The following is a 15,471-nucleotide window of genomic DNA, read 5'->3' as shown; positions in this document are numbered from 1 at the left end:
GGGAGCGGCCGCGGGGTCAGCCCGCGGTGGCCCGCTTGGCGAGTTCCACATCGGCCTGCGCGGGCCGGACGGTGCCGCCCGGCGCACCGGCGGTACTGCTGTTGTTGCGCGAGTCCGGGTCGTACGTGACCGCGCCCGCGGTCGCGGTGTTCCGGACGGTGCCGCCGTCACCGGTGTGGGCCGGGTCCAGCCGGACGGTGAAATGCCAGGTCCGGATTTCCCCCGGAGCCAGTTCGGCGACCGGACCGCAGCCCACCGTCCGATCGGTGCCGGTGCCGGTGACCGTGCAGCCGTCGGCCGAGGTGACGAAGGCGAGGGCCGGGATCAGGGGATCGGTGACCCGGACCTCGCGGGCGACGGAGGGGCCCCTGTTGGTGACCGTCACCGTGTACCCGTACGTCTCCCCGGGTGCGACGGGCTTCGTGGTGGAAGGCGTCTTGACCGTGACGAGGTCGGCCTGCGGCGGCGCGAGCCCGTCCGGCGGTCCGACGCCGGCGCTGGTGTTGTTCGCCGGCTGCGGATCGGACACGGCGTGGCGCACGGTGGCCTTGTTGAGCAGGTCGCTTCCGTCACCCTGGTAGGCGGGGTCGAGCCGCACCCGGATCGCCCAGGCCGTGTCGGCGCCCGCGGCGAGGGCGGCCCGCGCCGGACAGGTGACGGTCCGTCCGGTCGCCGTGCAGTCGGCGGGGGAGGAGACGAACCGCAGGGCCTCGGGCAGTACGTCGACGGCGTCCACCGCGGTGGTGTCGGAGGGCCCGCGGTTGGTGGCGGTGATCTGGTAGGAGAACTCGCGGCCCGCGAAGACGGGCCCGGTGCCGAGCGCCTCCTTGGCGGCGACCACGTCGGCCCGGGCGGTCACCGTGGTCGGGCTCGAGGTCGCGGTGTTGTCGGCCGGGTTGGTGTCGGTGCGGTCGGCGGGGGCGGTCACCGTCGCGGTGTTGCGCAGGGTCGTGGGCTGGGCCGGGGCCGTACCGGTGAGGGTGTAGGTGACGGACCCGCCGCGTTTCAGGTCGGCGGTGGTGTGGAGGCTGTTGCCGCTGCCGGAGGCCTGCCCGCAGGTGCCGCCCGTACCGGCGGCGCACTTCCAGGTCACGCCGGTCAGGCCGGGGACCGGGTCGCGGACCACCGCGCCCGTGACGTCGTTGGCGCTGCCGTTGGAGACGGTGACGGTGTACGTGACCGGTCCGCCGCCGGCCGGCACGGTGGCGGTGTTCACCGCCTTGCCGACGGTGAGGTCGACCGGCACGGTGATCTTCAGGTCGCCGATCTCGTGGATGTTGGTCGCACTGCCGGTCCCGGCGGCGAACCCGACCTTGAGCGTGCCGGGCAGTTTCGGCTGATCGGTGATGGTGGTGACGTCGTAGTCGCTGATCAGCTTGGTCAGGGTGGTGCCGGGGCCGCTGTCCGACCAGACCGACAGCAGCATCTTGGTCCCGCCGGGCAGGAGGGCGATCCGTACGGTGCGGAACGTGGCCCGGGTGCCCGTCTCCACGGTCGAGCCCGGCCCGTCGGCCGCGGTGGCGTAGCGGTACCCCGTGGAACCGTTCCCGCCGCCGCGCAGCACGATCTTGTTCGGTGCCGCCCCGGGCCCGCCGTTGCCGACGCCGGAGGAGGAGAAGTTGCCGAACTCGTCCAACCCGATGCCGAGGTAGGCGCCGGGCACGCCCGACTTGGCGGTGCAGAGGGTGCCCGCGATCATCGAGCAGGCGTATCCGAGCGCGCCGCCCGTGCCGCCGACCCCGTTCGCCGCGGAGCCGTCGGCGAGGTAGAACGACATGCCGTCGCCGCGTCTGCCCTCGAAGGCGGTTCCGCCGTAGGTGGCGTAGGTGAACTCGGCCACGATGCCGAGCCCGGAGGAGAACGAGTCGTTCATCTTCCAGGTGCCCGCCTGGCCGGCGGTGGCCGAGGTCAGCCGCATCCAGCCGTCGCCGGTGGAGGCGGCGCTGCCGATGGTGGTGCCGAGGGTGGTGGTGCCGTCGAAGGTCTCGGTCACGGGGAAGGCGAGCGCCCGGGGGGTGAGGGTGCTGCCGCTCGGATGGCCGGTGGAGGCGGTGTCCGCCGCCGCCGACGGGATCGGCAGCACCAGCCCGGCCGAACACAGCAGTGCGACGGCGGCCCGCCGCCACCAGGCGGTGCGGGACGTTCTCATGCGGATGCGTTCTCCGTCTCCTCGTCCGACCCGCCGTCACTTCGGGCCCGGCGGCGGGCGGCGGCCGCGCGCAGGGCGGCTCCCCCGGCGACCAGGGCGCCGGGGGCCTGCAGCATCCAGGCCGGGACCGCGCTGCCGGAGTCGGCGAGGTGCTCGCCGTGGCCCTCGCCGTTGCCGTGGCCGCCGCCGTCTTCGTGGTCGCGCCCGTGTTCGTGTCCGCCGCCGTGTCCGCTCTCGCGGCCTTCATCACGACCGTTGCCGTTGCCGTTGGCGTTGCCGTGACCGTCCGGGCGGTGGTCGGGCCTCCGACCGTGGTGGTCCTCCTTGCCGGTCTCCAGGCACAGGGGCCCGCCGCCGGGGCCGGTCGTACCGGGCCTGTTGGCGTTGTCGGCGAGGTCGGGGTCGAAGGTCGCGGAGGTGACACGGGCGATGTTGTCGATCGGGACGCACGCGCGCCCGCCGTCGCCGCCCCGGTCCGCTCCGTCCCTGCCCGCCCCCTGGTCCTTCACCTTGACGGTGATCCGGAACTCCGCCTTCGCACCGGCTTCCAGGCGCTCTTGCGGCGGGCACACCACCAGCCGGTCCTCGCCCTTGGGCACCGCGCAGTCGTCGGGCGAGGAGAGCAGGGCGAGGGAAGGCGGCAGCACGTCGCTGACCTGCACCGTCCGTGCCGTGGCCGGCCCGTGGTTGTGCACGGTGATCAGGTACACGAACTTCTCGCCCGGTCTGACGGCCTTGCGCCCGGCCGCGAGCAGCGCGGTCTTCTCCAGGGACAGATCGGCGACGCGCGCGCTCGGCGGGACGTCCAGGCCCGTCAGGGAGGTCTTGTTGTTCGCCTGGTCGGGGTCGGCCGTCTGCGCGCCGACGACCGCCTCGTTGACGATGTCCGACCCGTCGCCGCGGTACCCGGCCGCGAGCCGGACGGTGATCACCCAGGTGTGCGAGCGGTTCACCGGCAGGACGGCCAGCGTGCCGCAGGTCACGGTCCGGCCCGAGGCGGTGCACCCGTCACGGGAGGAGACGAATTCCAGGGCGGGCGGCAGATGGTCGGTGACCGTCACCTGCCGGGCGTCGGACGGGCCGTGGTTGGTGACCGTCACGGCGTAGTCGAAGGTCTCCCGTACGGCCGCGCCCGCCGCCTCGCCCTTGCCGCGTGCGGCGGGACCGGCCGGGTGCAGCGTCCCGGAGACGGAGAGGTCGGCGCCTTCGTCCTGGCCGGCCGGTTCCGCCGCGGCGACCGAGGGGGCCGGCGGCGCGGCTTCCCGGCCGGCCGCCGCGGCCTGTTCCGGCGCAGCGGGCGGCACGGACGGCGGGGCGGGGGGCGGGGCCGGTGGTGAAGAAGGTGCCGAGGCGGAGGCCGAGGCCGGTGCGGGCTCCGGCGGCCGCGCCTCGTCGGCGCCGCCGAGTGCCATCGCCGCAGCGGGTGCCAGGGCCACGAGCCCGCTCGCGACACCGAAGCAGAACACCGTCAGCGTGCACGGACGCATCAGTCTCCCTTTGCTACGAAGACTCGCGGGCAGAGCGACCGCGGATCACTTTGACCATCTCTTCATACGTATGACCCGAAGAGTGGACGGTCGTGATCATTTGCGGCTGACGGGTGATCGAATTCAACCTGTTGGCTCTCCCGGCGAACGCACCGTCACCGCCCGTCCTGCCGTCACCGCGCACACGGACTCGACGCCACGCCGGTTACCGGCCGAAGGAGAGGATCGCGTGGCTCACCTCCGACGGCTTCGGGCTGTACACCCGGCCGTTGAGCAGGAACAACCGGCCGCCCGCCCAGGCCACGCGCGACAAGTTGGGGTAGAAGACGGACTCGGCGCCCTTGGCGCCGTCCGGGCTCGCCAGCACCACCTGCGGATCGCCGCCGCTCGCCACCGGGACCGCCGCGACCGCCCCCGCCGCTCCGGCGCCGGAGTGGACGTAGACGAGCAGCTTGCCGTCCTCGACGGCCAGCGGCCACATGGTGCGGCCCTTGGGCGCGGCCGCGTGCCACTTCTCGGCGCCGTTGTTCAGATCGAGCGCGACGACCTCGTCCGTGGTGTCGATGCCGAGGTCCCGACCGGGCTTGCCCGCCGCGATGTAGAGCGTGTCGGCATCGACGACGGCGCCGACGCAGCCGTGCAGATCGCCGCTCCCGTCGCCCCATCCGTTGCACCGGCCGGGGACGCCGAACCGGGACTCCGTCTGCGAGCGGATCTTGCCGTCGGCGGTGAAGGCGGTGATGTTCCAGACCTTCCGGTCGGAGTGGTACGCGGCCACGACCAGAGGGTCCACCGAGTAGATCCTGCCGAGGTTCCAGCCCTTGTCGTACTGGTAGCTCCACTTGGGCGCGCCCGTAGCCGGGTCGGCCTCCTCGATCATGGTCCGGGACTTTCCGGCGGCGTCGTCCGGGTCGGGGCAGCTGCGTACGTTGAACAGCTTCCCGCCGCCCCCGCCGACGGTCGCCGGATAGCAGGCACCCGTCTTCGACGTACCGAAGAGCTTTCGGCCATCGGTGACGGAGAAGCCGCTCACGACGGCCGATCGGGCGACCGAGACGGTGTCGCCGGCGATCGCCAGGCGGAACTCGACCGCGAGGTCGTAAGAGTTCTCCTGGGGCACCTCGACCTTCCAGCCGGCCTTGCCCGTGGTCAGGTCGATCTGCTGGAGGTGGGTGCAGCGGGCACCCTCGCTGTCGCTCGACTTGAGTCCGACGACCAGCTTTCCGTTCGCGGACGGGGCCGGCGCGACCGCGCACGTCCGAGTCTCCAGCGCGACCTTCCACTTCTCCTGGCCATCGGTCACCCCGTATGCGGTGACCTCCTTGAACATGGCCTTGACCACCACGTCGCCCACCCGCCACGGACCGTACTGGGAGGCTCCCGGACCGGGTAGTTCGGTCCTGTTCTCGCTCAGCCAGACCGGGGCCTCGCCCGGCTTGATGCCGGCGTTGAGGTCGTACTCGTCCGGGCCGCGGCCCGTGCCCTTGCCGTCGCCCCGGTCGACCGAGGGGGAGACGGAGGGCGCGGCCGATTCCGTACCCCCGGCCCCGGCCCCGGCCGCAGGCTCCTCCCGGTCGGCCCCCACCAGGGCGTACGCGCCGCCGCCGATCACCAACAGACCCGCGACCAGCGCCGAGATCAGCACGGCGGGCCGGCCCCGGAACGGGCTCCCGCCCCTCCTGCCGGGAGCCGGAGGAGGCAACGGCTCCCCGAAACCCGGCTGTCGGCCCGGAGCCCCGTGGCCGCCGGGCGGCAAGGGAGGCGGGCTCGGCGCAGGCGGCGAGGGGACGGGCAGCGGCTGCGCGTACGGGTTGCCGGGCACGGGTCCGGAACCAGGGGGCGCAGCCCGGTAGTCGGAGCCGTAGCCGGGCTGAACGGCGGGCGGCGAGGCGGGTCCTGACGCCTGCCCCGCGGGCCACCGCTGTGCAGGGTCGGGCAGTTCGTCGAGGTCGCGACCGGTCATGGTGCAAGTGTTGCCGCTGGGCCGACCCGGCCGGAACACATTTCCGGACGAAGGCCTGTCCGGCCGCCGGCCAGGCCCGCGTCAGCCGTCGAGCCGTTCGTGCAGGAAGGCGGTGACCTCGGCGCGGGCCCTCAAGGCAGGGTGGTCCGCCGGGGTTTCGCGGACCTCCAAGGTCAGCACCGCATGGGCCTGGCGGCCGAAGCCGTCGTCGTTCCCGGGGGCCGAGCTGAGCCGGATGACCTTGAAGGCCTCACCGAGCCGGGAGCTCAGGGTGTCGAACCGCTCCTCCGGGGCCATCCAGTCCTCGCTGAAGCGGAGCCCCATCACGCAGAGGCCGTTGTTCCGCGTGCGCTCGACGACGCGCCGCATTTCGTCCTCGGAGACGCCGGCGTCCGCGCGGCGGGCGGCGGTCAGCGCGATCGGGGCCGACGGCTGGCTCATCACGGGGGCCAGGACGACGTCGTCCACCGCGGCGGCCAGGGCGAAACCGCCCGTGAAACAAAGGCCGATGACGCCGACGCCCGCGGCGGGCGTACGGGCAGCGAGGTCGCGGGCGAGGGCCCTGAGGTAGTCGGCGACGGGCCGCCTGGCGTTCGTGGCGAAGGCCCGGAACTCCGCGGAGACGCAGACGCGGGCCAGTACGGCCGCCGTCCGGGCCACGGACAGGGGCTTGCCCGGCGTGCCGAACAGCGAGGGCATCACGACGGTGAACCCCTCGTCCACCAGGTGTTCGGCGAGCCCGAGCACCTCGGGCGTGATGCCGGGCAGCTCCGGCAGGAGCACCACGCCCGGCCCTTCGCCCTTCTCGAAGCAGTCGTACGTGAGCCCCTCGGCGGAAAACGGAGCCCGGCGCCAGCCGGCGAGGGTGGAAGTCGGTGCGGTGCCTGTCATTGCCCCTGCTCTCGGTCGGGTCCCGGCGTCGGGCAGCCGACTGTACGCCGCGTCCATGCCAAGCCGACGGCCGGATCGGCGCGCGTCAACAGCGCGCGGGCCCGGTCATCCTCCCGGAGCCTTCCCACCCCCCGGGGTGAACTGGGCGCCCGTCTGATCCGTCCGGGCCCGTGAGTACTGGTCCGGGAGGGGGGCGGGCCGCGTCCGGGCCGGTGCGGAGCCGGTGGGCGGAGCTGGTGGGCGCACGGAAAGGATCACGTTCGGTGCCACGATTCCCCCGCACACAGCGGGCAGGCCAGGCTGCGAAGCCGTTCACAGGGATGAGAGGTACGAAAGTGGCGCCTCAGGTGGTCGATGAAACGGCTCAGCGTCTCCCCGGCCGGAGGGGACCGGGGGCCGACGCCCCCGGCGCGGCACCGGCCGCCCCCGCACGCGTACCCGCCCCCACCGCACCCGAACCCGAACCGGCCCCGGAGCGGATCGACGCCGAACTCCTGATCGCCGCCTCGGTCCTGCTCGCCGACGCGGCCCTCACGGCCAAGCAGTCCGGCGCGGAGCTGACCGGCGCGATGTTCAGCTGGCGGTTCGGGCTGGAGGCGCTGCGGCGCCCCGGCTGGGCCCTCGGCACGGCCGTCTCCTGCGCACGGGCGCTGACCGGATCCGCCGGGCTCGGCTTCGGGGCGAACGGCGGGGTGGCCGGTGAACTCCTGCGCATGGCGGGGAACATGACCTACCGCCGGCCCGCCAAGGTGGCCATGGCGGTGGACGCCTTCGCCCTGCGGATCAAGGCGGCCGCGGTCGACCATCCCAGCCTCGACGCCCCGGCCGCCCGCCGGCTCACCGACGCGATGGTGGCCGGGAACCGGCTGGAGGCGGCGCGGGCCATGTACGCGCTGATCGAGCTGCTCGGCGTGACGCGCGCGCTGACCACGGTGAGTCCCGTGATCATGGAGCTGCTGGCCCTGCTCGGCCTGCTCGACGAGAATCCGGTCAACGACGACTTCTCGTGGGTGACGCTCGCCGGGGGCGTGCCGACCACCGACCCGATCCTCGGACTGCCCAGCTCGGTCCTGAAGTTCCTCAACCCCGGACCGGGCCGCGCGGAGCGCACCGACCCGGACCCGATCCTCGCCAAGGTGCTCACAGGCTCCCGCAACGACATCGTCAGCTACGTGGGCGACATCGGCGCCCTCGGCAACCACGGCCTCGTGCTGCTGCGCCGTGTCGAATGCGCCGACGGCGCCGTACGGTACGTACTCCTGCTGCCCGGCACCAGCTTCGGCCTGCTCAGCAACAGCACCCCGCAGGACCTGGTCGGCGCGTTCGACGGACTGCTGCGCACCGACACGACGTACACGCGCGCCGCGAAGAAGCTGCTGCGACGGGCGGGGGTGCCCACCGGCGCGGAGCTCATGATCGTCGGACACAGCCTCGGCGGGATGACCGCGATGAACCTCGCGTCCGACGTGGAGGTCTGCGCCGCCTACCGGGTCACCCACGTGATCGCGATCGGCTCTCCGATCGACGGCAAGCGGCCCGCCGACCACACCACCCGGGTGATCAGCCTCGTCAACAAGCACGACGTGATTCCGGGACTGGACGGGCGCGGACCGGCCTCGCCTCACGACCTCCCCGAGAGCTGGGTCGAACTGGCCTGGCTGGACGAGTCGTACGACTACCCGCTGTCGCACGCCCCGCAGGCGTACTCCGACGCGCTGCGCGGGGAGTTCACGCACTACCGGGACCAGGTCAACAAGCTGATCGGCGCGTACGACGGCGAAGTCGTCGGCAACCAGACCTACATGCTGCGCGACAAGTGACCTCACGTGACCCAAGGGACCACAAGGGAGACCGACCGATGACCACTGCCGACAGCCCGGCCACCGCGGCGCGACGTCCCGCCACGGCCTGGCCCCTGGAGAACGCCGTGTTCAGCGCGGCCATGGTCGCCCAGCGGCTGCCCTGGGTGGACGCCCCGGCCCGGGCCCTGGGGCTGGACATGCTGACCCGGGACGGGGTGACGCGCGGGCTGCTGGCGTTCCTGCGGCGCACCCGCTCGGGCCGCCCGGTACGACTGCGCACCCCGTTCGGGCCGTTCCTCCTGCCGTTGGCCGCCGCCGACGCCGCGGGCCTGCTCGCGGCGGCCGACGAAGCGGGGGCCCTCGCGCCCGCGGTCGGCCTCACGGCCGGCGGGCAGCGGTACGGCCTGTCGCCGCACGTGCCACTGCCCAGCGACGCGGCCGTGCCGGCCGCGGAGCTCGGCGCGCTGCCGGCCGAGGACGTGGACCGGGTGATCGCGGCCCGCCGCGGGGACGGCACGCTGGAGTGGGCCGACTGGGAGCGCGGCATGCTGCGGCTGAGCCGGCGCGTGGTGGTCGGAGCCGCGGCGGTCGAGGACACGCTGCTCGGCGAGGTGCTCGCGGGTGCCACGGCGGCCGCCGGCAGCAGGTCGTACGAGGGCCGGGCCGAAGCCCTGCGGCGCAGGCTGGCGCCGTACCTGGCCGACCCGGACCCCGCCTCCGTGACGGGCCGGCTCCTGGCCCACGGCTCCGGGCGCGAGGAGAGCGGTCCGGACGCCGCGGGCCCCGCCGTCGCGCACGCGCTCGCGCTGGTGTCCCGGGCCGCCGCCGAGACCGTGCTCCAGGCGCTGGCCCTGCTCGCCGTCGGCGCCGCGGCGACCCCGGAAACGGCCGTCGCCGAAGCCCTGCGCCGCTGGCCCCCGGTGGCCGCGGCCGTGTACCCGGTACGCGCGGACTTCGTCTGGCAGGACCTGGCGGTCGAGGCGGGCACCGAGATCCTGCGCGTGCCCGGCTGGCTGCGCGGTCTGGACGGCGAGGACCGCACGGACCGGGCGCAGGCCGGCACGTCGGCCGCGGCGGACAGCTCGGGGATGCCGCCGCTGTGCGGGGCCCCGACCGGGTGCGCGGCGACGCGGTTCGCCGCACTCGTGGCCGAGCACGTCGTGCGCGCCGTCACCGAGACGGTGCGCCCGCTGCTGATCGCCCCGCAGTTCACCGCGGACCGGCTGCCGGACACGCTCGATGCGAAGACGCTGGTGGTGGCGTTGGAGGACCTCACCGCCCGGCCGGCCGACGGCCGGGTGACCGTCACCCTGCCGACGGCGGTGCCCGTCTCGGCCTTCGGCTACGCCCCGGCGGCGTACGGGGCCCTGGCGCACGCCAGCGCCGACCGGCTGGAGCGGCACGCGGAGAGCCTCGCCGCCTGCGCCGGGAACAGCGGCTGGAACACCGACGAGGAGGGCGAGCGGTTCCGCGTGGTCCTGCTGGACCACGCCGAGCGGTGCGCCACGGCCGCCGACGGCGTGCGGCGTGCGGCGAAGCGGCTGACGGACTGAGGCGGACGGATCCATGCGTACTTCGGCACCTCCACCGCCGGGACCCGCCCGCGCCGCCGTCCTCGCAGGGCTCGGCGCGTACGTTCCCCCGCGCGTCCTCACCAACGCCGAGCTGTGCGGCGGACGCCCCGTCGGCGACGAGTGGATCCGCGCCCGCATCGGTGTGGCGAACCGGCGCATCGCCGACGGGGAGGCCACCGTCGACCTGGCGGTGCGAGCGGGCCGGCACGCGCTGACGGCGGCCGGGACGTCGCGGGTCGACGCGGTCGTCCTGGTCACCACGTCCCCGGACCGGCTCGTTCCGGCCGGGGCCCCGGAGGTGGCGGCACGGCTGGGTCTGGGCACGGTACCCGCGTTCGACATGGCATCGGGCTGCAGCGGGTTCCCGTACGGCCTGTGCGTGGCTTCCTCGATGATCACGGCCGGGTCCTTCGACCGTGTGCTGCTGGTCGCCTCGGACGTGTTCACCGCGTTCCTCGACCCGCGGGACTGGCTGACGGCGGCCATCTTCGGCGACGGGGCGGGAGCGGTGGTGCTGCGCGCGGGCGAGGCGCGCACCCCCGGTGCGTTCGGGCCGTTCGACCTGGGGAGCGATGGCGCGGGGGCGGATCTGCTGGAGGTCCCCGGCGGCGGCACGCGGGCCAGGAAGCGGCAACTGACCGAGCCGGAGGTGGAGTTCTCGCCGTACTTCCGGATGGACGGGCCCGTCGTGCTCAAGCAGGCCGTCGTCGGGATGTGCGACTCCGTGACGCGGGCGGCGGAACGGGCCGGTTGGCGGCTCGGCGACCTCGACCTGGTGGTCGCCCACCAGGCCAACCAGCGGATCCTGGACGGGCTCACCGCCGAACTGGGCCTGGCGCCCGAGCAGGTGCTGTCGCACATCGAGGCGTACGGGAACACCGGGGCGGCCTCGGTGCCGGTCCTGCTGGCCCAGGCGGCCGCCGCCGGGACGCTCGGGCCGGGCCTGCGGGTGGCGCTCACCGCGTACGGCGCGGGGCTGGCCTGGGGATCGACCACCCTGGTCTGGCCCGACGTACGGGCGGTGGCCGAGGGAGGGTGAGCCGCCCCCGGCCCGGACGCCGCGAGCGGCCTACCAGAAGGGCGTCTCGCGCCTGCGCCGCTCCCGGTCCACCAGGGCCTGTACGGCGGTCTGTGACTCGGCGCACAGCAGCCGGGCGGCGGCCGCGCGGGCGGCGTAGGACTCGGGGCGCGGCGGCGCGGGGATCGGCTCGCCGATGGTGACGAGCCACTTCGCGGGCAGCGGGAAGACCGTGGTGATCGGGAAGTACGGGAGGCCGAAGAGGCGTGCCAGAGCCGGGATCTGGCCGATGCGGGGGCAGGCCTCCTCGGCGCCGATGACGGACACCGGGACGACGGGGGCGCCCGCCCGCACGGCCGTGACCGCGAATCCGTGGCTGAAGGGCCGGAGCTGATAGCGCTTTCGGAAGGGCTTTTCCAGACCCGAAAGCCCTTCGGGGAACACCCCGACGATTTCCCCGGCGGTCAGGTGTTCCATTCCCAGGGTCGGTTCGAGAGGAATGGCGCCCTTCTTCCGGGCATACGAACCGAGGACCGGAAATCGGAAGACGAGCGGCGCGGCGGGAACGTGCAGGGGTCGCCGCAGGCTGCGCGAGAACACCTTCTGGAGAACGAATCCGTCGAGCCCCCACGCGCCCGAATGGTTGGCGACGACGACCGCGGGGCCTTCGGCCGGGATGTTCTCCACCCCGGCCACTTCGAGCCGGAAGTAGTCGTCGACGAGCCAGTCCAGTAAGCGGTCCCAGGCACCCTCGCCGGCGTCACCGAGCAGCCGTTGCACGTTCCTGATCTCGGCTCCGGCGACCTCGATCACATCGGTCATGCTTTCCGACACGAATGATCCCCACTCTCGCATTTCGAATCATCAACAAGCCCGGCAGGGACGGGTTTTGAGTAAATCCCCGGCCGTGGTACCTATTTGAGCACGAGAAGGCTCCGCCCTCGCCGCCAACTGCCACCGTAAATGAGAGATACCGTGACCACTTCCGCGCCGGAATCCGTCCTCGACGTGATCAGCGACCTGCTCGTCGAGAAGTTCGAAGTCCCCTCCGAAGAGGTACGGGCAAGCGCTCCCATGAGCGACCTGCTGATCGATTCCCTCATGATCGTCGAGATGGCCATCGCCGTTCACGAGACGCTCGGTGTCAAGGTCGGGGAGGACGAGCTCCGCGCCGCCACCCTCGCCCAGTTCGCCGCGTCCGTCGACGAACGGCTCACGGACCGTTGATCAGGCGCCCCGAAGCCGTCGTGACCGGGCTCGGCCTGGTCACGGCGGCCGGATGCGACCGGGACTCCACGTGGTCGGCGGTCCGCGCCGGCCGCTCCACGGCAGCCCCCGACCCCCTGTTGCACGGCCTGCCCGTCACCCTCAGCTGCCGCGTGCCCGAGCCGGACCACCCGGTCCTGCGCCGGCGCGGGGCGGCCCGGCTGGACCCGGTCGACCGGTTCGGCCTGGTGGCCGCGGCGCAGGCGCTCGAGCAGGCCGCGCTCGATCCTCGGGAGTGGGACGGCAGCAGGGTCGCCGTCGTCACCGGCGGCGGCGTCGGCGGTGTGCGGACCCAGGACGAGGCGCTCGCCCGACTCGGCGAACAGGGACCGGAGTTCGTCTCCCCGTACTTCCTCCCCGGCTATCTGATCAACATGACGTGTGCCAACATCGCCCTGCGCTTCGGGGTGACCGGGCCCGCCCTCGCCACCTCCACGGCCTGCGCCTCGGGCACCACCGCCCTCGGCCTCGCCCGGGACCTGCTGGCGACCGGCCAGTGCGACATCGCCCTCGTCTGCGGCGCCGAGGCGGCCGTCACCCGGCTGATGGTGACGGGGTTCTCCCAGCTGGGTGCCCTGTCGGACACGGGATCGCGCCCCTTCGACGCCACCCGCGACGGGTTCGTCATCGCGGAGGGGGCGGGAGCGCTGGTCCTGGAGCGCCCCGGGCACGCCGCCGCCCGGGCGGCCCGGCCCCTCGCCCGCCTGATCGGCCACGCCGCCTCGACGGACGCGCACCACCTCGTGGCGCCGCATCCCGAAGGGCGCGGCGCAGAGCAGGCCGTCCGCGCCGCCCTCGCGGACGCGGGGGTCGGCCCCGAGGACGTCGGCCACGTCAACGCGCACGGCACCTCGACCCGGCAGAACGACGCCATCGAGGCCGCCGTCCTGCGCCGCGTCTTCCCCGACCGGCCGCCCGTCACCTCGGCCAAGGGCGCCCTGGGGCACACGCTCGGGGCCTCGGGGGCCATCGAGGCGGCCCTGACCGTCCTGGCGCTGGCCGAGGGAGTCGTTCCTCCCACGGCGGGGCTGGCCGCGACCGCCCCCGGGACGGACATCGACGTCGTCGCCGGAACGGCCAGGGAGCACGCCGCGCAGGTCGCCGTCAGCAATTCCTTCGGGTTCGGCGGCCACAACGCCGTGGCGGTGCTCGCCCGCCCCTGACGGCGCCGGGGGGCGGCCCCGGGCCCGCCGGGCGACCATGGGGATGTGGAAGGTGCGCCATGACCGAGCAGATGCCCATCGAGGATCTGATCAGCGGCGCCGCACAGGACGCCGGAGGCTGGCTCGGCTCCCTGCCCGTGGCGCAGCTGGCCACCGGCGCCGACGGGACGATCGTCCGCTGGAACCGCGCGGCCCAGGAGCTGCTCGGTTACGCCCCGCCGCAGATCGTCGGCCACCACATCGCCGACCTCCTGCACCCCGGAGCCGACCGCAGCCTCGGCCGCGCCCTGTGGGAGACCGCCGTGACCGGGCGCGGGGTGATGGGCACCGTGACCGCCTGGCACCAGGACGGGCACCCGCTGGAGCTGGAGATCTGGGCCTGCCCGGTGCCCAGCCGGCGGCACGGCACCTCCGCGGTGCTGGTCTTCGCCGCCGACGCCCACGCGGCCCGCCGGATCCGGGGATCGTCGGCGGTCTGGGACGGACTCTTCGCCCGCTCGCCCGTCGGCATCGCCATCCTCGACACGCAGCTGCGGTTCCTCCAGGTCAACCCGGCCCTGGAGGCCATGAACGGCCTCCCCGAGTCCGCCCACATCGGACGGCGCCTCGTCCAGGTCCTGCCCGACGTGAACGCGGAGGACATGGAGGACGCGATGCGGCAGGTCCTGGCCACCGGGGAGCCGGTGCTGGACCGCCGGCGCTCGGGCCGCACCCCTGCCGAACCCACCCGCGACCGGGTCTGGGCGTGCTCGTACGTCCGCGTCGAGGACCCGGGCGGCCGGCCGATCGGTGTGATCGCCTCCCTGCTCGACATCACCGAGCAGCAGCGCGACCACATCGAGGCCGAGGCCGGCCGCCGCAGGCTGGCGCTGCTCAGCGAGGCCAGCGTCCGCATCGGCGCGAGCCTGGAGCTGGAGCGCACCGCGCAGGAGCTGGCGGACCTCGCCGTACCGCAGCTCGCCGACGCCGCCACCGTGGACGTACTCGACACCCTCGCGCGCGGTGACGAGCCCGGCCCGGGGCTCGCCGGGGGCGTGGGCCTGCGGCGCCTCGGCAAGGCACCGCTGACCGGCTCCGCGGTGATCGGCATCCTCGCCCCGCTGGGCAGGACCCTCGTCTTCCCGTCGGCCGCCCCCTACACCCAGGCCCTGGCCGCCCGCAGACCCTTCGTCATCGCGCACGTGGACGAGCAGGCCGTCGCCTCCGCCGCCCGCCACACGAGCAAGCCCGCCCAGCTCCTGCCCGTCGGCGTGCACTCGTTCATGATGACGCCGCTGATCGCGCGGGACCTCGTACTGGGCGTCGCCACCTTCTACCGCACCCGCCCCGTCGGCCCGTTCGGACCCGACGACGTCACCCTCGCCGGCGAGCTCGCCGCCCGCGCCGCCATCAGCATCGACAACGCGCGTCTCTACCACCGCGAGCACGAGACCGCCGTCATCCTCCAGCGCAGCATGCTGCCCCAGCACATCACCCCGCCGCCCGGCATCGAGGTCGCCCACCGCTACCTGCCCGCCAGCGACGTCAACGAGATCGGCGGCGACTGGTACGACGTCCTGCACCTCCCCGGCGGCAAGGCCGCCCTGCTCATCGGCGACGTCATGGGCCACGGCATCGCGGCCGCGGCGGTCATGGGACGCCTCTCCGCCAGCGTGCGCGCCCTCGCCCGGCTCGACCTCGCCCCCGAGGCCCTGATGCACCAACTGGAAGCGACGCTCGACGACCTCGCCGAGCCGATGCTCGCCACCTTCCTGTACGCCGTCGTCGACCCGCAGACGGGCCGCTGCCGCATCACCCGCGCCGGGCACCCGCCGCCCGCGACCGTCACCCCCGACGGCACGGTCCGCCTCCTCGACCTGCCGCCCGGCACCCCGCTGGGCGTCGGCGGGACCGCGTACTCCTCCACCGAGCTGACCCTGCCCCCGGGCAGTCTCCTCGTCCTGTACACCGACGGCCTCGTCGAGGCCCGCGGCAGCGACATCGACGAGCGCCTGGCGGAACTGACCCGTCTGCTCGTCGACCCCCCGCGCTCGCTGGACCACTTGTGCGACTCGCTGATCACGCAACTGGTCCCGGCGTCCGCGGACGACGACATCGCCCTGCTCGTCGCCCGCGTGGGCACCGACCCCCACACGCCGCCACCCCCCTGAGTCGGCGT

The 15,471-nt window shown here is 74.0% G+C and carries 11 protein-coding genes; 6 read left to right on the top strand and 5 right to left on the bottom strand.

From position 1 onward, the window contains the following. Positions 1–16: 16 nt before the first annotated feature. The 4 genes from K7B10_RS04015 to K7B10_RS04000 all read right to left on the bottom strand — a co-directional run bounded on the left by K7B10_RS04015 (position 17) and on the right by K7B10_RS04000 (position 6,490). Positions 17–2,149: a DUF11 domain-containing protein gene (locus K7B10_RS04015; RefSeq protein ID WP_229334558.1), complete on the bottom strand. Its 2,133-nt coding sequence runs from the start codon at positions 2,147–2,149 to the stop codon at positions 17–19. Next, the gene (locus tag K7B10_RS04010; RefSeq protein ID WP_229334557.1) at positions 2,146–3,636 is read right to left on the bottom strand and encodes a DUF11 domain-containing protein; all 1,491 of its coding nucleotides are present in this window, start codon (positions 3,634–3,636) and stop codon (positions 2,146–2,148) included. The genes K7B10_RS04015 and K7B10_RS04010 overlap by 4 nt, the downstream gene beginning before the upstream one ends. Positions 3,637–3,841: 205 nt before the next feature. Beyond that, positions 3,842–5,599, bottom strand: a complete 1,758-nt coding sequence (locus K7B10_RS04005; RefSeq protein ID WP_229334556.1) for an outer membrane protein assembly factor BamB family protein — start codon at positions 5,597–5,599, stop codon at positions 3,842–3,844. A gap of 81 nt (positions 5,600–5,680) precedes the next feature. Beyond that, positions 5,681–6,490 (bottom strand): dienelactone hydrolase family protein, encoded by an 810-nt coding sequence (locus tag K7B10_RS04000; RefSeq protein WP_229334555.1) that lies wholly within the window; start codon positions 6,488–6,490, stop codon positions 5,681–5,683. A 347-nt stretch (positions 6,491–6,837) separates the two neighbouring features. Between K7B10_RS04000 and K7B10_RS41180 the strand changes: the two genes are divergently transcribed. From K7B10_RS41180 to K7B10_RS03985, 3 genes are read left to right on the top strand one after another with little or no spacing between them, the layout of a single operon-like run. Then, positions 6,838–8,310: a lipase family protein gene (locus K7B10_RS41180; protein WP_229334554.1), complete on the top strand. Its 1,473-nt coding sequence runs from the start codon at positions 6,838–6,840 to the stop codon at positions 8,308–8,310. Positions 8,311–8,348: 38 nt separating this feature from the next. Further along, on the top strand, positions 8,349–9,845 hold the full coding sequence (locus tag K7B10_RS03990; protein ID WP_229334553.1) for a cytochrome P450 family protein: 1,497 nt from the start codon (positions 8,349–8,351) through the stop codon (positions 9,843–9,845). A gap of 13 nt (positions 9,846–9,858) precedes the next feature. Further along, entirely contained in the window at positions 9,859–10,905 is a 1,047-nt protein-coding gene (locus K7B10_RS03985) for a beta-ketoacyl-ACP synthase 3 (RefSeq protein ID WP_229334552.1), read from the top strand. A gap of 30 nt (positions 10,906–10,935) precedes the next feature. Here K7B10_RS03985 and K7B10_RS03980 read toward each other — a convergent pair whose 3' ends face one another. Continuing rightward, positions 10,936–11,718, bottom strand: coding sequence for a lysophospholipid acyltransferase family protein (locus K7B10_RS03980; RefSeq protein ID WP_229334551.1), 783 nt, complete (start codon positions 11,716–11,718; stop codon positions 10,936–10,938). 141 nt (positions 11,719–11,859) lie between these two features. Between K7B10_RS03980 and K7B10_RS03975 the strand changes: the two genes are divergently transcribed. The 3 genes from K7B10_RS03975 to K7B10_RS03965 are packed head-to-tail and all read left to right on the top strand — an operon-like array spanning position 11,860 to position 15,463. Then, entirely contained in the window at positions 11,860–12,111 is a 252-nt protein-coding gene (locus tag K7B10_RS03975) for an acyl carrier protein (protein WP_229334550.1), read from the top strand. A 20-nt stretch (positions 12,112–12,131) separates the two neighbouring features. Continuing rightward, on the top strand, positions 12,132–13,313 hold the full coding sequence (locus K7B10_RS03970; RefSeq protein WP_229334549.1) for a beta-ketoacyl-[acyl-carrier-protein] synthase family protein: 1,182 nt from the start codon (positions 12,132–12,134) through the stop codon (positions 13,311–13,313). 59 nt (positions 13,314–13,372) lie between these two features. Further along, positions 13,373–15,463 (top strand): SpoIIE family protein phosphatase, encoded by a 2,091-nt coding sequence (locus K7B10_RS03965; protein ID WP_229334548.1) that lies wholly within the window; start codon positions 13,373–13,375, stop codon positions 15,461–15,463. The last annotated feature ends 8 nt before the right edge of the window (positions 15,464–15,471 follow it).

It is taken from the genome of Streptomyces flavotricini (assembly GCF_020639365.1).
Taxonomy (GTDB): Bacteria; Actinomycetota; Actinomycetes; order Streptomycetales; family Streptomycetaceae; genus Streptomyces; species Streptomyces flavotricini.
This window is presented reverse-complemented; position numbering and strand designations above follow the sequence as displayed.

Coding starts and splice junctions, on each gene's coding strand:
- K7B10_RS03990 (WP_229334553.1), top strand. CDS start 8,349: ATGACCACTGCCGACAGCCCGGCCACCGCGGCGCGACGTCCCGCCACG.
- K7B10_RS03985 (WP_229334552.1), top strand. CDS start 9,859: ATGCGTACTTCGGCACCTCCACCGCCGGGACCCGCCCGCGCCGCCGTC.
- K7B10_RS04015 (WP_229334558.1), bottom strand. CDS start 2,149: ATGAGAACGTCCCGCACCGCCTGGTGGCGGCGGGCCGCCGTCGCACTG.
- K7B10_RS04000 (WP_229334555.1), bottom strand. CDS start 6,490: ATGACAGGCACCGCACCGACTTCCACCCTCGCCGGCTGGCGCCGGGCT.
- K7B10_RS04005 (WP_229334556.1), bottom strand. CDS start 5,599: ATGACCGGTCGCGACCTCGACGAACTGCCCGACCCTGCACAGCGGTGG.
- K7B10_RS03965 (WP_229334548.1), top strand. CDS start 13,373: ATGACCGAGCAGATGCCCATCGAGGATCTGATCAGCGGCGCCGCACAG.
- K7B10_RS04010 (WP_229334557.1), bottom strand. CDS start 3,636: ATGCGTCCGTGCACGCTGACGGTGTTCTGCTTCGGTGTCGCGAGCGGG.